The 17,818-nt window shown below is 65.8% G+C and carries 20 protein-coding genes, 1 tRNA gene and 3 pseudogenes; 4 read left to right on the forward strand and 20 right to left on the reverse strand.

Annotated features, from left to right (window positions below):
- The first annotated feature begins 106 nt into the window (after positions 1-106).
- The 3 genes and pseudogenes from V8F63_RS12520 (at position 107) to V8F63_RS12530 (ending at position 2,475) form a co-directional block, all read left to right on the forward strand.
- Positions 107-595, forward strand: a complete 489-nt coding sequence (locus V8F63_RS12520) for a DUF1003 domain-containing protein (protein WP_392353456.1) — start codon at positions 107-109, stop codon at positions 593-595.
- 244 nt (positions 596-839) lie between these two features.
- Entirely contained in the window at positions 840-1,832 is a 993-nt protein-coding gene (locus tag V8F63_RS12525; RefSeq protein WP_392353458.1) for a universal stress protein, read from the forward strand.
- Positions 1,787-2,475 (forward strand): annotated as a pseudogene (locus V8F63_RS12530) (VIT family protein). The gene V8F63_RS12525 and the pseudogene V8F63_RS12530 overlap by 46 nt, the downstream one beginning before the upstream one ends.
- 245 nt (positions 2,476-2,720) lie before the next feature.
- Here V8F63_RS12530 and V8F63_RS12535 read toward each other — a convergent pair.
- The 4 genes from V8F63_RS12535 to V8F63_RS12550 form a co-directional block, all read right to left on the reverse strand.
- On the reverse strand, positions 2,721-3,314 hold the full coding sequence (locus tag V8F63_RS12535; RefSeq protein ID WP_392353459.1) for an HAD-IC family P-type ATPase: 594 nt from the start codon (positions 3,312-3,314) through the stop codon (positions 2,721-2,723).
- 74 nt (positions 3,315-3,388) lie between these two features.
- Positions 3,389-3,745, reverse strand: a complete 357-nt coding sequence (locus tag V8F63_RS12540; protein WP_392353460.1) for an HAD family hydrolase — start codon at positions 3,743-3,745, stop codon at positions 3,389-3,391.
- A 104-nt stretch (positions 3,746-3,849) separates the two neighbouring features.
- Positions 3,850-4,635: an HAD-IC family P-type ATPase gene (locus tag V8F63_RS12545; protein ID WP_392355094.1), complete on the reverse strand. Its 786-nt coding sequence runs from the start codon at positions 4,633-4,635 to the stop codon at positions 3,850-3,852.
- Entirely contained in the window at positions 4,545-4,949 is a 405-nt protein-coding gene (locus V8F63_RS12550; RefSeq protein WP_392353462.1) for a cation-transporting P-type ATPase, read from the reverse strand. The genes V8F63_RS12545 and V8F63_RS12550 overlap by 91 nt, the downstream gene beginning before the upstream one ends.
- A gap of 539 nt (positions 4,950-5,488) precedes the next feature.
- Here V8F63_RS12550 and V8F63_RS12555 point away from each other — a divergent pair.
- Positions 5,489-6,121: a helix-turn-helix domain-containing protein gene (locus V8F63_RS12555; RefSeq protein WP_392353463.1), complete on the forward strand. Its 633-nt coding sequence runs from the start codon at positions 5,489-5,491 to the stop codon at positions 6,119-6,121.
- A gap of 38 nt (positions 6,122-6,159) precedes the next feature.
- Here V8F63_RS12555 and V8F63_RS12560 read toward each other — a convergent pair whose 3' ends face one another.
- The 16 genes and pseudogenes from V8F63_RS12560 to plsX all read right to left on the reverse strand — a co-directional run bounded on the left by V8F63_RS12560 (position 6,160) and on the right by plsX (position 17,786).
- On the reverse strand, positions 6,160-6,666 hold the full coding sequence (locus V8F63_RS12560; RefSeq protein ID WP_392353464.1) for a universal stress protein: 507 nt from the start codon (positions 6,664-6,666) through the stop codon (positions 6,160-6,162).
- A complete protein-coding gene (locus V8F63_RS12565; protein ID WP_392353465.1) occupies positions 6,588-7,022 on the reverse strand; it encodes a hypothetical protein in 435 nt (144 codons plus the stop codon). The genes V8F63_RS12560 and V8F63_RS12565 overlap by 79 nt, the downstream gene beginning before the upstream one ends.
- A 26-nt stretch (positions 7,023-7,048) precedes the next feature.
- Complete coding sequence (locus V8F63_RS12570) at positions 7,049-7,645, reverse strand: NAD(P)H-dependent oxidoreductase (protein WP_392353467.1); 597 nt, start codon at positions 7,643-7,645, stop codon at positions 7,049-7,051.
- Positions 7,645-8,529, reverse strand: coding sequence for an MBL fold metallo-hydrolase (locus V8F63_RS12575; RefSeq protein ID WP_392353469.1), 885 nt, complete (start codon positions 8,527-8,529; stop codon positions 7,645-7,647). The genes V8F63_RS12570 and V8F63_RS12575 overlap by 1 nt, the downstream gene beginning before the upstream one ends.
- Positions 8,529-9,272, reverse strand: coding sequence for an MBL fold metallo-hydrolase (locus tag V8F63_RS12580; RefSeq protein ID WP_392353471.1), 744 nt, complete (start codon positions 9,270-9,272; stop codon positions 8,529-8,531). Before V8F63_RS12580 ends, V8F63_RS12575 begins: the two co-directional genes overlap by 1 nt.
- A 24-nt stretch (positions 9,273-9,296) precedes the next feature.
- The gene (locus V8F63_RS12585; RefSeq protein WP_392353473.1) at positions 9,297-9,755 is read right to left on the reverse strand and encodes a host attachment protein; all 459 of its coding nucleotides are present in this window, start codon (positions 9,753-9,755) and stop codon (positions 9,297-9,299) included.
- Positions 9,756-10,035: 280 nt separating this feature from the next.
- Complete coding sequence (locus V8F63_RS12590) at positions 10,036-10,428, reverse strand: heme-binding protein (RefSeq protein WP_392353474.1); 393 nt, start codon at positions 10,426-10,428, stop codon at positions 10,036-10,038.
- Between the two features lie 47 nt (positions 10,429-10,475).
- Positions 10,476-11,195: pseudogene (locus V8F63_RS12595) on the reverse strand (ABC transporter ATP-binding protein).
- Entirely contained in the window at positions 11,192-12,397 is a 1,206-nt protein-coding gene (locus tag V8F63_RS12600; RefSeq protein ID WP_392353475.1) for an ABC transporter permease, read from the reverse strand. The pseudogene V8F63_RS12595 and the gene V8F63_RS12600 overlap by 4 nt, the downstream one beginning before the upstream one ends.
- A gap of 4 nt (positions 12,398-12,401) precedes the next feature.
- Entirely contained in the window at positions 12,402-13,472 is a 1,071-nt protein-coding gene (locus V8F63_RS12605; protein WP_392353477.1) for an efflux RND transporter periplasmic adaptor subunit, read from the reverse strand.
- Between the two features lie 146 nt (positions 13,473-13,618).
- Positions 13,619-14,401, reverse strand: a complete 783-nt coding sequence (locus V8F63_RS12610) for a hypothetical protein (protein ID WP_312447739.1) — start codon at positions 14,399-14,401, stop codon at positions 13,619-13,621.
- Positions 14,402-14,815: 414 nt separating this feature from the next.
- A tRNA-Pro gene (locus tag V8F63_RS12615) sits at positions 14,816-14,892 on the reverse strand.
- Positions 14,893-14,964: 72 nt separating this feature from the next.
- The gene (locus tag V8F63_RS12620; RefSeq protein WP_392353479.1) at positions 14,965-15,381 is read right to left on the reverse strand and encodes a MerR family transcriptional regulator; all 417 of its coding nucleotides are present in this window, start codon (positions 15,379-15,381) and stop codon (positions 14,965-14,967) included.
- Positions 15,382-15,386: 5 nt separating this feature from the next.
- Positions 15,387-15,694: pseudogene (locus V8F63_RS12625) on the reverse strand (integration host factor subunit alpha).
- Positions 15,695-15,762: 68 nt separating this feature from the next.
- Positions 15,763-16,740, reverse strand: a complete 978-nt coding sequence (locus V8F63_RS12630; RefSeq protein ID WP_025977058.1) for a beta-ketoacyl-ACP synthase III — start codon at positions 16,738-16,740, stop codon at positions 15,763-15,765.
- Entirely contained in the window at positions 16,737-17,786 is a 1,050-nt protein-coding gene (plsX, locus tag V8F63_RS12635; protein ID WP_025977059.1) for a phosphate acyltransferase PlsX, read from the reverse strand. Before plsX ends, V8F63_RS12630 begins: the two co-directional genes overlap by 4 nt.
- Between the last annotated feature and the right edge of the window lie 32 nt (positions 17,787-17,818).

Raw genomic sequence — 17,818 nt, forward strand, 5'->3', positions numbered from 1 at the left:
CCCATGAGCAATCACGCGCCCTTGGGGCGCTCTTTATATTCAAGCCAGTCACTCCGAACCATGCCCCTACCGGCGCGCGACGGCCTGGCGCTTTGGGAGACCCGACATGTCCGACCCATGGGATCTGGCGACAGCAGCGCATCGATGGTTCAATCTTGCGCCGGACAAGCTCACTGAACGTCAACGCCGTGTGCTGAAACGCACCAAGGCGCGCCGAACGATCGCCCTCGATACGAACGCCGATTTCACACAGGCGCTGACTTTTGGGCAGAGACTGGCTGATCGCGTGGCGTCAATCGGCGGCTCATGGGGCTTTATTATTGGTTTTGGTCTGGTTCTGGCGGCTTGGGTCGGCCTTAACAGCTTGCTGGCGGCCAGGGCGTTTGATCCCTACCCCTTTATCTTTCTCAATCTTCTGCTCTCGATGTTGGCCGCAATCCAGGCCCCGATCATTATGATGAGTCAGAACCGCCAGGCCCTGAAGGACCGCCTGGACGCGGCGCACGACTATGAGGTCAACCTCAAGGCCGAGATCGAGATCATCGCGCTTCACGACAATTGGATCAGATGCGCAGCCAGGACATGGAGCAACTGATCCGCCGCCAAGAGGATCAGATAGCGCTTCTAACCCGTCTGCTGGACGCTGCCTCGCGCCCGCCCGCCGGGTAGAGGACTTCTAAGCGGGATCGGTTCAGTCCGGCTATGACCGGCTTGCGACTGGTCGCGGCACGCAGGGGCGCGGGGATTTACGCTTCGCCTGTCGTCGCAGACGGAATTTGACCGTCGTCAAGGCCGAGGCGCCGCCCAGCCGCCCATATGCTGCGTTCGGAGCGGCAAACATGACGATCAAGACCTTACTGGTCAGCGCGAGCAATGATGTTGGACGAGACGCTCGCTTTGATCTTGCTTGCGATCTGGCCAAGGCCTTTCACGCTCGTCTGATCGGCGTGGGCGCCTGTGCGTTGGAGGCGGTTCCAACCGATCCCTTCTGGGCGGGCGCCATGACGGGAGAACTGCTCGGCCTCTATCGCGACATGGCCGCCCAGGAGGTCAGCGAAGGCCGGTCGAGTTTCGAAATCGTCGCCGCAGCTCGGGCGGTCGAGACCGGCTGGATCGGCATGATCGAACATCCCGCTACGGTGCTGAACGCCGCCGCTCGCGCCGCAGACCTCATCCTCGTCGCCGGTCCCAACGACACGACTCCGTTTCGCGGCCCCGACCCGGTCGAAGTGATCACCGGCGCGGGACGGCCTGTTCTGGTCGTTCCGGCCGCGCCGCTCGCCTCCCCGCTCGGTCGGCCCGCCGTCATTGCGTGGAAGGACAGTCGCGAAAGCCGCCTTGCCGCCGCTGCGGCCCTGCCCCTGCTGAAAAAGGCCAGGGACGCCCACGTGCTCGCCGTCTGTCCCGAGGATCAAGCGGACATCGCCAACATCCAGCTCGCCGATGTCGCAGCCTGGCTGGGCCGGCACGGCGTGAAGGCTTCGTCTGAGGTGCTCGTACGCAATGAGACCAAGACGGCCCGTCGTCTGCTGGATCGCGCCGCTGCATTAAACGCAGGTCTGATTGTAGCGGGGGCCTATGGGCACCTGCGGCTGACGGAATGGGTTCTGGGCGGTGTTACGCGATCGCTCTTGGCCGACAGCGAGGCTCTGTCTGCTCATGGCGCGGTAGACGGTCGCCGACGACCACTAGCCCGGCCTTCCGGGCGGGGGCTGGCCGCGCCCCGATCTGGCTTGCCTTCACTAGGCTTTCGGAGTCTGGTGCAAAGGCGATCGGGAGAACAGCGATGCCCCACAGTGAAACCCACAGGGTCGAACGCATCGGCTGGCTAAGAGCGGCGGTGCTCGGCGCCAACGACGGCCTCGTCTCGACTGCAAGCTTGATCGTGGGGGTCGCCGCAGCGGCCTCCGGCCACGGCGCGGTCCTGGTCGCCGGCGTCGCAGGCCTAGCCGCCGGCGCGATGTCGATGGCCGCCGGCGAATATGTTTCCGTCAGCTCCCAGTCCGACACCGAAAAGGCGGATCTTCAGCGCGAGACGTCAGAGCTGGCCGTAGACCCCGAGGCAGAGGTTCGGGAATTGGCCGGAATCTACGCCGCGCGCGGGGTCGCCCCCGACCTGGCCACGGAAGTCGCGAAACAGATGATGGCGCATGACGCGCTCGGCGCCCATGCCCAGGATGAACTCGGCATATCCGAAATCACAACCGCGCGTCCCATTCAGGCGGCGATCACCTCGGCCGTAACCTTTTCCGCCGGAGCCGCCCTCCCCTTGTCGTAGCCGCCTTCGCGCCCATGAACGGTCTGGGGCTGTGGGTCGCAGGATCGGCCTTGCTCGGACTGGCCTTACTGGGCGCTCTGGGAGCCAAAGCAGGAGGCGCTCCCGTCAACCGATCCGTCGCGCGCGTGGTCTTCTGGGGAGCGCTCGCCATGGCCATCACCGCCGGGGTCGGTCGCCTCTTCGGCGTCGCTGCCTGACCGAACAGCTGCGCTGGTTTCATCGAGCGATCTGACGACCAGCTTTGCAAACACTCCGGTCAAGCCTGCCGCCGCGACGATCATACCCCAGTCCATCCAATGCAGCGGTTTCAGCGCCAGCAATCCCGCCACCACCGGGGTTTGAACAAAAAGGATCAGACTGACGATCGTGCCGCCCACGACGATCCGCGAGGTCAAACTGGCCAGCCGGCTCAACACCGCGGCGACGGCGGCGCTCATAGCGATCAAAGCGCCGAGCGCGACCGCCCTAGCATGGTCGACATCGCCACCGCCCCCGAGGGCGTGATCAAATCCGAAAAGATCACGCCGGCGAGCGCCGCCCCGGAGAGGGCGATGATCAGCCAGGAGCGCGGTCCAAAGAAGCGCGCTTTTCCGCTACGCAGCGTCGGCAGCAATTGACCGGCCTGCGGGGCCTCCTGGAATGCAAGCATCGCAGTTGGATGGATGATCAGTTCCAGCCAGACGATATGGACCGGCAGATAGAGCAGCGGATACCCCGCCAGAGGGATCGCGGCGGCGCTCAGGACCAACGGAATGTGCACCATGAGAAGGTAGATGAAGGACAGCTGCAGATTTCGAAAGAGCTGGCGCCCCTCGCGGATCGCCTCAACGATTGTTCGAAAATTGTCGTCGAGAAGCACGACGGCAGCGACCTCCCGCGCGCTTTCGGTTCCCCGCTCGCCCATCGCAATTCCGATGTCCGCAATCTGGAGCGCCGGAACGTCGTTGACGCCGTCGCCGGTCACCGCAACGACGTCGCCCAAGCGCTGCAACGTTTGCACGAGCCTGAGTTTCTGGGCCGGCGCGGCCCGAGCCATGACGTCTAAATCAAGCGCCGCTGCAGCGAAGGCGTCCTCATCCTTTCCGTCCAGCTCGTCGGCTTCAACGACGTTCAGCCGCGCGGCGCCAACCCCGCCTCACGCGCGATGGCCTTCGCTGTGCCGGGATGATCGCCTGTGACCATGACGACGCGAATGCCAGCCCGCCGGCACGCCATCACGGCCTCGCGCACGCCCTCGCGGACCGGGTCTTCCAGGGCGAGCAGGCCGCTCGGAGAAAAGCCGTCAACCGGCTCGCTCGCCAAGTCCGGGCGACGGTCGAGCGTCTTGGTTGCGATCGCAATGACCTTGTGGCCGCCTTCAGCATAGAGGCCGACCTGCTTGCGCAGGCGATCAACTTGCTCCTCACTGCCGGCGCAAAGGTCGAAGACGGTCTCGGGCCCCCTTGACCACGGCGATGCAGTCTCCATTCGCGCCCCGCACGATCGCCGTCTCTCTGCGCCGAGCCGCCGTGAAGGGGAAGGTCGCCAACCGTTGAAACCTCTCCCCGGCCGCCGCCGCGATCAGGGCCTCGTCAAGCGGATCGGCGCTGTCTGCGCGCGCTGCCGCAGCCGCGAGAACCCCTAAGGTTTCTGCCGTGAGGCTCAGAGGCGGGATAGCTATGAGCCAGCCTCAGCCTCCCCTCCGTCAGCGTCCCTGTCTTGTCGGAACAGATGCACGTGATCCGCCCCATGTTCTCGATCGCCACAGCACGACGAACAAGCGCTTTGCGCCGAGCGATCCGGTAGACGCCGACGCCGAGAAAGAAGGTGAAGACGACAGGAAACTCCTCCGGCATGGCGGCGATGGCGAGCGTCGCGGCGCTGAGGAAGGCGTCCAGCAGTCCGTGACCCTGCAGCAGCCGGATCACCGCCAAGGCCACGCATAGCGCAAGAGAAGCCGCCAGCAGCAAACCCACCAACCGGGCGATGGCGTGTTGCAGAGGCGTGCGGACGTGACCGCCTAGGCGGGCGGATCGAGCGATTTCGCCGTACAGCGTATCAGAACCCGTATTGACGACCCGCGCGCGAGCTTGACCGGTCAGGACCTGGGTGCCGGCGAACCCCCAATGCGCCGCCTCGGCCGAAACCAGACCCTGCAGCGGCCCCTCCACGGGCCGCTTCGCGACCGGCCACGCTTCGCCAGTCAGGGAAGACTCGTCAACCTGCAGTTCTTGGCCCGCCAGAAGAAGGACGTCTGCGGGGAAAGGCGCGACCGCTGCGACTTCGATCAGATCCCCGGGAACGACTTCACGCGCAGGGATCGTAAGGGAGACGCCGCTTCTGACAACGCTCGCCTGAGCGGCAAGGCGGCGCGACAGCGAGCGAGTCGAGGCCTGCGTTCGACGATGAAGAAAAGATCCATGCCGATCATCGGCGCCAGGGCAACGGCTAGAACGGCTGCTTCCGTATAATCTCCCAGAATAGAAAAGAGCAGGCTCAACGTCAGGAGGAACCAGAGCATGGGATCGCGCGCGGTGTCCCTGAGCAAGGTCCGCCAGGTAGAAGGCGCCTCCGCTACGATATCGTTGAAGCCGAACCGAGCCCGACGCGCCGACGCCATCTCCTCGGTGAGACCCACATCGTCACCCCCTAGGTCGGCTAGGCGATCCTTAGGAATGCGGCGCATGGACATGAAGATCGGGTCCGTTCAGGGCAGGCGATGGACTTCCGCAGTCCCACGGCTCGTGCCCGTCCCGACGCCCGCTGCACTAAGGCGATGAACCTGGAACGCACGGGTTTTGCCCTGATAAGTCAGCATGCCGTCGCCCCACAAACCCGAGGCCCGCAGCGACGCTCCCACCGCGGAAGGTGTCGGTGGCGGAAGGCTCCTGTTGAGCTGCGGATGGACTGGCGAAGGCCAGCGCCGAAACGAACGCAAGTGCGACTGCAGCCGTTCATATGATTTCTCCTATTATGCAGGAGTCATGCAGCATTCCGCTCCAAGGTTTTTTGACCAAACTCAATTGCTGACCGGAATGAGCAGACTCCATCAGTGAGCCTCAGCGAAGCCAAGGTTGCTGCTGGGACCCTGGCCGAGGTGGAAGCCTTGAGAGGCGTCACCGGTCGCTATTGGTTGACAGTCCCCTAGGTATGTTCATGGCTCGCTGAAACGTGTTCGCATAACGCCGAATATTTAACTATACTCTCGCTTTCCTCCCAGCGAGTTTCGAGATGACGGCCGGGCTCGACGATCCACACGATGCGGTCCCCGTTCATACCTTGCCGGTCAGGGCGTGGACGCAAACGCTGGATCTCGCCCTCACCTACGGTTCCGGACAGCAGATTTACGCCGAAGGGGACCGAGCCCATTCGGTCTACACGGTCGTGTCCGGCGCGGTGCGCACCGTTCGGCATTCCGCCGATGGCCGTCGTCAGATTGGCGGCTTCTACTACCCTGGCGAACTCTTCGGATTGGAAGCGGAGGAGGAGCGCCTCTTTGCAGCGGAAGCCATTCGGCCCACGCGGATCAGGTCGATCCGTCGAGAGACGGCCACGCAACGGGTCATCATCGAAACCGCCCTGCAGGAACTGAGCCGCGCCAATCAGCACCTGGCCATGCTGGGGCGTCGCTCTGCCGAGGAGAAAATCGCCAGTTTCCTCCTGGATCTGGCCCGCGCCGGCCCTGCGCATCAGGCGGCCCTGCCCATGAGCCGTCAGGATATGGCGGACTATCTGGGTTTGGCGCTGGAAACCGTCTCACGCGTCCTGGGTCGCTTCCAGGAGGAGGAGATCGTCGTCTTCGCCTCCTGCCGCGAGTTCAGTATCCTAAAGCGTTTTCGGCTGCTGCGCCTGGCCTCTGCCTGAACGCGATCACACTCGGGGCGCCTCCGGATCGGCAGCGGTCAGTGAGCCAACAGCAGGCTGGGACCTTCATCCTTCTGTAGGAAGGTTCGCGTCGCCCCGCCGAAGATGGTCTCGCGCACCCTCGAGCGGCCCCATGCTCCAGCCACAAACAGCGCGGCCCCGCGGCTTTGCGCCAGCGACAGCAGAGCCGCCCCTTCGTCGTCGCCTTCGGCAAGCTCTACGTCGTCGATACCGACGCCGTAGAGGTCGAGATAGTCCTTCAACCGCCCGATGTCGGGATCGTTGACCTGGAAATCTAGCCCCGTCGGGCACTGAACCACGTGAACTGAGCTGGCCCGCTGCAGTATGGGAAGGCTGGCGCGGATTGCGCGACCTGCCTGACGACTCCCATCCCAGGCGATGGCGGCGGCGCCTGCGACACCGCCCTCGCCGTCGCCCCTCGCTACCAGAACCGGCGCACCCAGGGTCAACAGCAACTCCCCCAGATGGCGACGCATGGGGCTGTCCCCGGATTGATCATGAGCGAGCACCACCAGATCGGCCAATGCCGTCCTTCGCGCCAAGGCCAAGGCTGGTTGAAGTTTCCGCGCGAGGACCGAGATCCGGGAGCCGCCGTCGCCGAAGCCAAAAGCGGCGCCCTCTTGGCGGCCACCAGGCGCGCGACCGTCGCTATGCGACGTTGCACCTCTCCTTCGGCCGCCAGGAGTTCATCGATAACCGTTTGGGATAGAGCCGCTCCCACGGCCGCGCCCATGGCGATCATATCGGCAGCCGAGTCTGAGTAGACCGGCAGGATCTCGACCTTCGCGTCATGTTCGACGGCCATCTGGGCCCCGAAATTTATCGCTCGTTCGTCCCGCTCCCTGCCCGACGCCAGCACTACGATCAGCTTCAGTCCCATCAGCTCCTCCTGTCCGTTCACAGGGATCAACGACCGCCGTGAGCGATCCGCCTGGCTGTCGCGGCCACCGCTTGAGCGTGCCGTTCTACGACGTCCTCCCTCAGGCCAGACGTCACACCGCCGATGTTGTGGTGGCCGATGAGCTCCAGCCCGGTAACGGCCGCCAAATGATCGTCGAAATGCTTGCGCATGGCGTCCCACGCGCCGCTGCTTTCCACCCAATGCTGGGGGCCGGAACTGGTGAAGCTGACCAGTCGGCGACCTGAAAGGAGGGGCTCATTGCCGCGGAGTCCGAACCGCGAATAGCCGAACCCCATGCCGAACACGCGCTCGACGTAGCCCTTGAGCATGGCCGGCGGCGCATTGAACCAAAGCGGATAGAACAGGGCGAAGACGTCAGCGTCGCCGATGGCTGCGCGTTCGGCCATCACGTCCTGACGCGCCCGAGCGCCCTCGTCGCCAGGCAGTTCGTCGGCGTGCAGCAGGGGATCGAAACCCTGGCGGTAGAGATCGCGCACGATCACCTCGCCGCCTTCATCTCTGGCGGCCACAGCGTAGGCCTCCGCCATGGCCGTGGTGAAGCTTCCAACCCGGGGATGGCTTACGATCAGAACCTGCTTCATCAGACCCTCCTTTCAGCCGCCGGTGCGCGAGGGTTGTCAGGACGGGACGGCGCCTCCAGAACGTCGCGCAATCTTGCAAGCAGGGCCTCGCGAGCCTCGTCGTCAGGCGCGCCTTGCAGGGCCTCGTTGATGTCTCCCAGAAGCGCAGCGCGCCCGTTGCGCCAGTCCGGCCGACCCGCCGCACCAGGCATCAGCCGCCCAGCGCCGCCCAGAGGCTCGGCCCCTGCCGCCGTGAGGGCGAACGCCGAATCCAGCATCGGCATGATGATGGCGTCGCCCTGCACGCCCGCCTGCATGAGACGCGACGCCAGGCCGGAACGCGCGTCAGGCTCGCCATGGGTCAGGAAGACCTTTCCCGTCACCGGCATGCGGCTCTTGAGCCATGCCACCAGCTGCTCGGCGTCCGCATGAGCCGAATAGGCGTCGATTTCGCGTATGCGCGCATTGACCCGCACGTCATCCCCCTGGATGCGGACCAGTCGTCGCCCTTCCAACAACACCCGTCCCAGGGTTCCCACCGCTTGAAAACCGGTGATCAAAACCGTCGTCTCACGGCGCCAGAGCAATCGTTTCAGGTGCCGCCTGATGCGGCCCGCGTCGCACATGCCGCTGCCCGCCAGAATGATGTGCCAGTCGCGCAAGCGCTCCAGCCCGTCGCTATCCTGAGGCCGCATCAGATAGTGAAGACGCGCGGCGTCGCGAAGCTCAAGATATGGGTTCTCTTCCGCCTCGACATTCCATCCGCGTCTCAGAAAGACGTCGGTCGCTTCGATCGCCAGCGGCGAGTCCAGGAAGATTTCGGTCGCCAGCTCCGGTTCGTCGCGCATCACCGCCAGCAGATCCAGGATCAGTTCCTGCGCCCGGCCGACGGCGAAACTCGGCATCAGCAACGGCCCCCGGCCGCCTTGGCGTCATGCATCTCCTTGGCCAGAAGCGCCCGGCGCTCTTCAGGCGTAAGGGGCTGGCGAACGCGATCGCCATAGGTGGATTCCAGGATCACATGATCGGCCCCGACCGGACCCTCCGGCGTGGGCAGCAAGGGCTGATGACCGGACCCCAGATCGCCCGAGAACAACAACCGCACCGGGCCCTTTTCCTCATGAAGCTCAACCTCGATTGAGGCGGCGCCCAGCAGATGTCCGGCAGGCCACCATCGAGCCTGGATTCCCGGCAGCGGACCGATCGTTTCGCCGAACTTGACGGTCTGAAACAGTCTGAGCGTCGGCGCGACATCGGCCGTTGAATAGATGGGCTCAACCCCGCCGATGCCCCGTCTCTGATTGCGGCGATTCAGGTGGGCGACGTCGCCTTCCTGGATTTCGGCCGCGTCGGCCAACATCACCTCGCAAAGATCGCGCGTGGCCCGTGTGGCGTAGACTGGGCCGCGATAGCCCGCCTTGACCAGCTTGGGCAGCAGGCCGGAGTGATCGATGTGGGCATGGGTCAGCAGGACGGCGTCGATCGAGTCCGCTTCGAACGGAAAGGGCTCGTGGTTCAGGGCCTTGAGCGACTTGGAGCCCTGGAACATCCCGCAATCCACGAGGAAGCGCGCGCCCCCGCTCTCCACCAGCATACAGGATCCCGTGACGCATTCCGCCGCACCGTGAAAGGCGAGGTTGATGCTCATGCGCTGCCCCGATCCATGCCTGCTTCAGTCATCGGGACGCAGCATCTCCGGGGACAACCACGCGCCAAGATCACGGTCGGCGACCTTGATCAGATCTCGGTGGACTTCGGCCGACACCACCAGTCGGTCGCCGATCGCTTTTCGCAACACCGGGGCCAAGCGCGGCGGTGCGACAATCACGACCTTGTCCGTGGCATGGCGGGCGGCAAGGCGGACCGCTTCATCGGCCACCTCGTCCATGAAGGCAGCTTTTTCCTGTCGGACGCGGTCCTCTGGGCCGACCCGATGGCCGCCGGGCTGGGCGCTTTCATGGGCGCTTCCGGGCGGGTGCGATCGTATCTCCGCACGCCGGGCCGCCAGCGCCGAGACGTGGTCCAGCGCCTCCGCAGTCTCGAACCGGGAGGGATGCTCTGATCGATGCACTACCAGGCGAGCGTGGGGAGCGTCCGCCAGGATATGAAGCGGAAAAACCTTGTGCGGCATAACGACATTTCACCGTCAATCACGGCCAACCGCAGGTCTAACCACCAGCGACTTGGACGCGTCCTGAACTGCCAGCCACGATCCCACTCAAGCCGACAACAGGGTTTGACTATCGTCAATTGTTAGGCGTCGAAGATAAAGCCCCGAGCCAGTCTGCGAGACGTTACCTGACGCTTCTATTTCAGATGCTGGCGGATGGCCGCCATGGCGCAGCCCTCGTCGCCGGCCGCACCGCCGGCCCCCGCCACGCCCAGGGCGCCGATGACCTGACCGTCGACGATCAGGGCACGCCGCCGCCCAGAAGCAGCAGTTCGTCCAAAGTGTTGAGGTTCTGGGACGTCGGGTCGTTGCGCGCCCGTTCGGCCAGGACGCTGGTCGCGGTTTTGGTCGACAGCGCCGTATAGGCCTTGCGCTGCGCCGCCAGGGTGTTGTGCGGACCGACGACGTCGTCGCGCTGCAAGGCGACGAGGTTGCCGCTGCGGTCGACCACCGCCGCCACCGCCGACCGGCCCTGGGCGTGGCAGGTGGACAGCACGCCGTCCAGCAGCCGATTGGCCAGGTCCAGAGAGACATCCTGACGAACCAGAACGCCGTTGGCCGCCGCCGGGGCGTCTTGCACCGGAGCCGCGCTGATGAAGGCGGCGGCTGCCAGAAGGGAGAGGGAAAAGGTCATTGTCTGGTCCTTTGAATCAGAGCGGCGGCCATGCCCCGCCATCAGGGTCAGGAATGAGGCAGGTCGGCGCGAATCTCGTGTCCGACCACGTCATTTGAGATCAGCAGCCCGTCGCTGAGCATCAGGCGGCGGGTGCAGCGAGCGGCGACGCCCTCGTCATGGGTGCAGATCAGGAAGGTCGCCCCTCCTCCCGGTTCACCTCGCGCATCAGGTCCAGCACGCGGTCGGCCGAGTCGCGATCCAGGTTGCCCGTGGGCTCGTCGGCGATGATCAGGTCCGGCTGGTTCATCAGGGCGCGGGCGATGGCGACGCGCTGCTTCTGGCCGCCGGACAGGCGCGTGGCTGGAAAGTCGATGCGATCCTCAAGCCCCACCCGCGCCAGCAGGCCCCGCGCGCGGTCGCGCATCTGGCGCGAAATCCCCGGCGGGCGCGGCGGCGGGAAAGGCGACGTTCTCCATCGCGGTGAAGTCGGGCAGCAGATGATGAAACTGGAAGACGAAGCCCAGCCGCTCGTTGCGGAACCGCGCCCGGCGGGCCTCGGACAGACCGTCCACGGCTTCGCCGCTGATCGACAGGGCGCCCGCCGACTGGCGCAGCAACAGGCCGATGATCGACAGCAGGGTCGACTTGCCCGACCCAGACGCCCCCAGCAGGGCGACCAGCTCACCCCGGTCCAGATCCAGGTCGACGCCTTTCAGCACACGGGTCTCTTCCTCCCCGTTGCGGAATACCTTTTCGATCCCCCGCGCTTGCAGCACGCGCGTCATTGCTGAATCGCCTCCAGCGGATCGACCCGGGAGGCCGAACGGGCGGGCAGGATCGAGGCGATCACCGCCCCGAGGGTGGTCAGCACCAAGGCCGCGACATAGCCGCCCTGCTCCGGCGCGATGGGCAGGGCCGAGGTTCCGTCAGGCTTGACGATCCCCTGCAGCCAGAGACACAGGCCGTAGCCGCTGGCGCAGCCGATCAGGGCGCCGACCAGGCCGATGATCAGGCCCTGAAGCAGGAAGACCCACAGGATGAAGCCGCCCGGCACGCCGAAGGCGCGCATGATGCCGACCTCGCCGCGCCGTCGGTAGGCGGACAGGACGAGGGCGCTGGCCACGCCGATGATGATGGAGATCAGCGAAAAGATCTGGATCAGGGTTCCGGTCTGCCCCTGCGCCGTCAGCGCGTCCTCCAGGCTCAGGTTCTTTTCCTGCCAGGGCGTGGCGCGCAGCCCCGTCGCATCGGCCAGAAAACGCGCGACCGCGCGGGCGTCGTCCGGGTTCTTCAGCTTGACCTCGATATTGGTCACGCCTTCGGGCAGGACGAACAAGGGGCGGGCCGTCTGCAGCGACATGAAGGCCACCCTTTCATCCAGGCTCTGCAAGCCGGTGCGGAATACGCCCTTCACCGTCAACTGACGCTCCACGCCGCGGTCGGTCCGCAGCAGGATGGACTGCCCTGCGCTCAGGCCCAGATCCTCGGCCATGCGCACCCCGATCAACAGGCCGTCCGCGCCCAGATCGCCGTCGCCGCTGATGATCTTCGGCGTGATCTGGGAGATGGCGTCGATGCCCTGGGGGTCCACGCCCAGGATCGACACCGGCGACACCGCCTCGCTCTTCACCAGGAAGGCGCTGCCCGAAATCTGCGGGCTGATGGCCGAGACGGCGGGGTTGGCCCGCAGCAGTTGCACGATCATCGGCCAGTCGCGGATCTGCTTGCGCTGGAAGGTGGACACCAGGGCGACCGATTCCACTGGCAAGTCCGGTCCCGCCAGAACCCGCGCCACGCGCGTCGGCGGCTCCAGGCTGACATGGGCGCTGTCGCCCGTGACCTGATCGGTCAGCCGCACGGCCAGACCCGCGATCAGGGCGGTGATGAAGACGAACACCGTCACCCCCAGCGCCACCCCCGCGATCAGCAGCAAGGTCTGGCTGGGGTTGGACAGCAGATACCGCCGCGCGACCTTGAGGGCGAACACGGCCTCAGTCTTCCGTCTTGGGCGCTACGGGTCGGACGCGGGCGCCCGCCCGCGCCGAGGCGGGGTCCAGAACCACGCGGTCGCCCGCCGCCAGGCCGCGCTCGATCAGGGCGTTGACCGTAGGCCACCGCGCCACCACGACCGCGCGTTCGCGCACGATGTCGTCGGCGTCGACCACATAGACCTTGGGCGCGGCGGTGGCGTCCGCTACGGCGTTGCGCGGCAGTACGATGGCGCCGGATCGCTGTCCGACGACGATCGTCACGTCGATTGAACGTCCGGGCGACAGGGAGGGCCCGCCTCGGGCCAGCTTCACCAGCCGACCGCCCGTGGCCGCGTCGACCTGGGGCGAGACCTCGGTCACGCGGGCGGCGAATATCGTGGAGGTCCCGGACAGGGACGCGCGGGCGGCCATGCCGGGACGGATGGCGTCGGCGTAGGCTTCCTCGACCTCGGCGCGGATTTCAACGCCGGCCGCCGATCCCAGTTCGAACAGGGTCTCGCCCGCAGCCACCACCTGGCCATTGTCGATGGGCCGCACCAGCACGATCCCGCTCATTGGCGCGCGAATGGTGAACTCTCGCGCGCGTTCGGCGGAGGCGCGCACGGCGGCGGCGGCGGCGGCGACATTGGCCTCGGCGGCCTGCAGGCTGGTTCGCGCGGCGTCCAGCGCAGCCGGCGCGGCGAAACCCCGCTCGTTCAGCGTTCGGGTGCGCTCGTATTTCAGACGAGCGTCGGCGGCCTCGGCGCGGGCGGCGCGTGAACGCGCCAGATCGGCCTCGGTCTGGGCCTGTTCTACGGAGGCGAGGATGACGGCCAGCGGGTCGCCGGCGGCGACGCGGTCGCCGTCGTCGTGCATCAGGCGCACCACCTGCCCCGGATTGGGCGACGCCACCTGGACCAGATCCATCGGCCGCGCCCGCCCCACCACCGAGAGGCCAAGCTCCACCGTCTGCGGCTTGACCGTCGCCACCGCCACCTCGGGCGGGCGACGCAACAGGATGGCCGCCGTCACGGACAGTCCCACCAGGACGGCCACGGCGAGGACGATGAACTGTTTTCGATTGGGCCGCATGAAGGGTCTCTGACGATCGCGATCCGCGACGGAACGATCCTGCGGCGATCGCCATGGATCGGCAAGCCTGTGGGCGCCGCGCGACAGGCGGCTTAGCGCCCGAGAGGTAAAGCCCCGGAGCCGGTTGTCGACCCCGGGGCCTGGACTCAGAAGGCGAACTTGGCCCGCAGGGTCACGGGCACATAGGTGCGGTCGCCGACGCCGTTGATCGACGCTAGCCCCAGACCCCCGATGGCGCTGTCGTCGTCGCTGAGGCTGGAGATATAGCGAACCCCCGTCTCGGCCTGCACCGACACCCGGTCGTTGAAGGCGTAGGACAGACCGACGTCCAGACCCGCCGTGAAGCTGGTGGAGCTGTCGTAGAAGGGCGCGTCAGCGATGGTGATGGCGGCGTCCGGGATCTCAAACGTGGCGTTGATCTTGTCAGTGAAGACCGCGCCCAGACGGCCGGCGACGTAGGGCTTGAGCGCGCCCGCGCCGAAATACTGGCGGTAGCCCGCTTCCAGGGCATAGGCCTTGTATTCGCCGAAGGTACCGTACACCGGCAGGGTCGTGGCCAGGGCCGGCACGAAGGCGCCGCCCACCTGCACCCGGCCCTCGTCAGCCTGCATGTAGCGCACCGATCCAAAGACCTCGGCGTTGTTGCTCATGCCATAGGCGAACTCGGCGCCCAGGTTCATGCCCTCTCCGTAGATATCGTCGAAGCTGCGCGACTGGATGCGCAGTTCAGCGTTCACCCCGGCCAGAGCGGGATTGAGGGGGCCGAGGTCCGGCACCGCTGCGGTCGCCCCGCCATGCACGTCGCCCCCGGTCGGGAACTCGGCGCCGGCTTCCAGGCTGACCGTCCAGCGGCCCGGCGCGGTTTGAGCCTGGGCCGCGCCCGCGGCGGAAAGCGCGACAACACTCGAGAGCAAAATCGTCCTGAACATTCTTCATCCCTCTTTCTAGACGCCGACGACGCGAGGCGACGGTCGCACGTCACGGACGAGCCAACGTGACATCTCGTTGGCACGAAAAACGAGCTGCCTTGCTGGACAGCAGCCGATTTACGCGAGGTGGGATCGAACGGATCAACTCGGCGGCCTATTATTCCCGCCAGTGGATCAACGCCGACGCCTTACCCTGGAGGCGGGCGCTCCAAGTTGCAGGACGCCATGATCCGGCGGTCATGCAGATCTGGTCGCCCTTTATGGATCTTGCGCCCCTAGGCAGATGCCAACCGGCGGCTTTTATCGGCCACTGGCGATGTAAACGCACCGCCTCTGCGAAGTGTATATGCGGAACGGGCGGCCCCGCTGATGCGAGACCGCCCGTAAATCCACAGATCAGGCCAAAACCTGAAATGGTCGGAGCGACAGGATTCGAACCTGCGACCCCTTGACCCCCAGTCAAGTGCGCTACCAGGCTGCGCCACGCTCCGAAGGCGCTCCGTATAGACGGGGGTTTGCCGCTCCGCAAACCCTAAAACGCATTATCGACAACAACTTCCGCCCTATCGGCGCAGAACCGCCTCAAGCCGCGCATGCGCAGCTTCCAGCTCGGTTAAAACGCGCCTCAAGCGGTCATGATCCGGTGCTGGCGAAACAGCCGAGGCCTCAAGCGCAGGTGAAAGACCCGAATCGATTTCTAGCGTTGAGTTAGGGTCGCCATAGGCGGCCACGCGCGCCAGGCCCTGATCCTTCACCAGGCGCTGGACGCCGCGAATGGTCAGGCCCTCGTCATGCAGCAAACGTCGAACGGCCTTCAGCACCATCACATCATCCGGGCGATAGAAACGCCGTCCGCCCGCCCGCTTTACCGGGACGATGAAATCGAACTTCGTCTCCCAGAAGCGCAGAACATGCTGAGGCGCGCCGACTTCTTCGGCGGCTTCGGAGATCGTGCGGAAGGCGCTAGGGCTTTTGGCCAATGAACTCAGGTCTCTACGACGGCGTCGTGCACCCGGCCCTTCATGATCTGAGAGGCCCGGAAGCTGATGACGCGACGGGGTTGATGGCGGCGGGTTCGCCGGTCTTGGGGTTGCGCCCCATGCGAGCGCGCTTTTCGCGCACCTGGAAGACGCCGAAGCCAGACAGTTTGACCGTCTCGCCGCGTTCAAGCGACTCGACGATCAATTCAAGCGTCCGCTCGACCATGCCGGAACATTCCTGGCGCGATAGGCCGACCTCTTCGTGAACGGCCTCGCACAGATCAGCCCGAGTAAGGGTCTGGGACACTGGCATCTCCCCGCTTTCCAATGGCGGGGCATTGAAGGGCAAAATGAATGAAAATCAAAGCCCTCAATGAAAATCTAGAATCGGAAGGCGCAGGCGCCCCACGTCAGGCCGCCGCCCATCGCTTCGACCAGCACCAGATCGCCCTTCTTGATGCGTCCGTCCTTGATGGCGACGTCCATCGCCAGCGGGATGGAGGCGGCCGAGGTGTTGGCGTGCATGGCCACGGTCGAGATGACCTTGTCCTCGTCCAGGCCCAGGCGGTCGCCGACGCCCTTGATGATGCGCTGATTGGCCTGGTGCGGCACGAACCAGTCGATCTCGGGGATATCGACGCCCGCAACCTCGGCGGCAGCGGTGATCGCCTCGGCGATGTTGACCACGGCGTGGCGGAACACCTGATTGCCCAGCATCCGCAGGTGGCCGACCGTGCCGGTCGTGGCGGGACCGCCATCGACGTAGAGCATGTCGGACTTGGCGCCCTCGCAGCGCAGGGCGAAGCCCAGCACGCCGCGATCATCCTTGGTCCCCTGCCCTTCGCCGGGCTCCAGCACGAAGGCGCCGGCGCCGTCGCCGAACAGGACGCAGGTGGTGCGGTCCGTCCAGTCCATCAGTCGGGTCATTTCCTCGGCGCCGATGACCAGGGCGCATTTGGCCTGGCCGCGCGCGACGAAGCCGTCGGCGATGCTCATGGCGTAGACGAACCCTGAGCAAACCGCCTGAACGTCGAAGGCGATGCCGACCGGGGCGCCCAGCTTGCGCTGGACGATGGCGGCCGTGGCGGGGAAGGTCTGGTCCGGGGTGGTCGTGGCGACGATGATCAGATCGACGTCCGCCGCCGTCTTGCCGGCGTCAGCCAGGGCGCGCTCGGCCGCCTTGAGCGCCAGATCGCTGGTCGGCTCATCGTCACGGGCCTTGTGGCGCTGGCGAATGCCGGTGCGCTCGATGATCCACTCGTCTGAGGTGTCGACGATCTTGGTCAGATCGGCGTTGGTGACGACCTGTTCGGGCAGGAAGGAGCCGACCCCGGTGACGACGCTGCGGATGACGCTCACGACTGGATCTCTCCCGTTTGCTCTTTGTCGGACGCGGCCTCAGCCGTATCCAGAACGGCCGACAGACGCGCGAAATTGGCGCTGACCTTGGTCAGATAATCACTCCGGGCCAGATCGACAGCCACACGGATGGCGTTTCCATAACCCTCGGCCGTGGCGCCGCCGTGGCTCTTCACCACGATGCCGTTCAGGCCCAGCAGGGGGCCGCCGTTGACGCTGCTGGGGTCGATGCGGCGCGCCATCTTCTTCAGCGCGGGCATGGCGATCAAGGCGCCCATCTTGGCCATCGGGCCCGAGGTCAAAGCCTCTTTCAGCAGGCCGGAAATGAACCGGGCCGTGCCTTCGGCCGTCTTCAAGGCCACATTGCCGGTGAAGCCGTCGGTCACCACCACGTCCACCGTGCCGGCGGCGATATCGTGGCCCTCGACAAAGCCAGTGTAGTTCACAGGCACCGCATCGGTGCGCAGGACGGCATGGGCCTCGCGAACCTCTTCATGACCCTTCATGTCTTCGGAGCCGACATTCAGAATGCCGACGGTAGGCTTCTCCACGCCGTGGACGGCCGACTGGAAAGCCTCGCCCATGATGGCGAACTCGACCAGCTGACGCGCATCGCTGCCGATGTTCGCGCCGACGTCGAGCACGGCGGTGAAGCCGCGTTTCGTCGGCCAGCTGGCGACAATGGCGGGCCGCTCCAGCCCGTCCACCGCCATACGCAGCAGCAGCTTCGAGATAGCCATCAGGGCGCCGGTGTTGCCGGCCGACACGGCGGCCTGAGCTTCGCCGAGCTTGACCGCCTCAATGGCGTTCCACAGGCTGGAGCCCTTGCCCCGGCGCATGGCCTGGGCGGGCTTTTCGTCCATGCCCACGACCTTGTCCGTGTGGCGGATTTCGCAGACATCCGCCGGCAGGCCATTACGCGCGACCTCGGCGCGGATCGCCGTCTCGTCGCCATGCAGTTGAAAACGAACGCCTTCGCCGCCGTAACGGTCGATGTAAGCCTTTACGCCCCCCACCACGACGGAAGGCCCATGGTCCCCGCCCATGGCGTCGAGCGAGATCAGTATCGGTGATGCCA

The organism is Brevundimonas sp. LF-1, assembly GCF_037055305.1.
Classification (GTDB): Bacteria; Pseudomonadota; Alphaproteobacteria; order Caulobacterales; family Caulobacteraceae; genus Brevundimonas; species Brevundimonas sanguinis.

Coding starts and splice junctions, on each gene's coding strand:
- V8F63_RS12520 (WP_392353456.1), top strand. CDS start 107: ATGTCCGACCCATGGGATCTGGCGACAGCAGCGCATCGATGGTTCAAT.
- V8F63_RS12525 (WP_392353458.1), top strand. CDS start 840: ATGACGATCAAGACCTTACTGGTCAGCGCGAGCAATGATGTTGGACGA.
- V8F63_RS12535 (WP_392353459.1), bottom strand. CDS start 3,314: ATGGCTCGGGCCGCGCCGGCCCAGAAACTCAGGCTCGTGCAAACGTTG.
- V8F63_RS12540 (WP_392353460.1), bottom strand. CDS start 3,745: ATGGAGACTGCATCGCCGTGGTCAAGGGGGCCCGAGACCGTCTTCGAC.
- V8F63_RS12550 (WP_392353462.1), bottom strand. CDS start 4,949: ATGTCCATGCGCCGCATTCCTAAGGATCGCCTAGCCGACCTAGGGGGT.
- V8F63_RS12555 (WP_392353463.1), top strand. CDS start 5,489: ATGACGGCCGGGCTCGACGATCCACACGATGCGGTCCCCGTTCATACC.
- V8F63_RS12565 (WP_392353465.1), bottom strand. CDS start 7,022: ATGGGACTGAAGCTGATCGTAGTGCTGGCGTCGGGCAGGGAGCGGGAC.
- V8F63_RS12570 (WP_392353467.1), bottom strand. CDS start 7,645: ATGAAGCAGGTTCTGATCGTAAGCCATCCCCGGGTTGGAAGCTTCACC.
- V8F63_RS12575 (WP_392353469.1), bottom strand. CDS start 8,529: ATGCCGAGTTTCGCCGTCGGCCGGGCGCAGGAACTGATCCTGGATCTG.
- V8F63_RS12580 (WP_392353471.1), bottom strand. CDS start 9,272: ATGAGCATCAACCTCGCCTTTCACGGTGCGGCGGAATGCGTCACGGGA.
- V8F63_RS12585 (WP_392353473.1), bottom strand. CDS start 9,755: ATGCCGCACAAGGTTTTTCCGCTTCATATCCTGGCGGACGCTCCCCAC.
- V8F63_RS12590 (WP_392353474.1), bottom strand. CDS start 10,428: ATGACCTTTTCCCTCTCCCTTCTGGCAGCCGCCGCCTTCATCAGCGCG.
- V8F63_RS12605 (WP_392353477.1), bottom strand. CDS start 13,472: ATGCGGCCCAATCGAAAACAGTTCATCGTCCTCGCCGTGGCCGTCCTG.
- V8F63_RS12610 (WP_312447739.1), bottom strand. CDS start 14,401: ATGTTCAGGACGATTTTGCTCTCGAGTGTTGTCGCGCTTTCCGCCGCG.
- plsX (WP_025977059.1), bottom strand. CDS start 17,786: ATGGGCGGGGACCATGGGCCTTCCGTCGTGGTGGGGGGCGTAAAGGCT.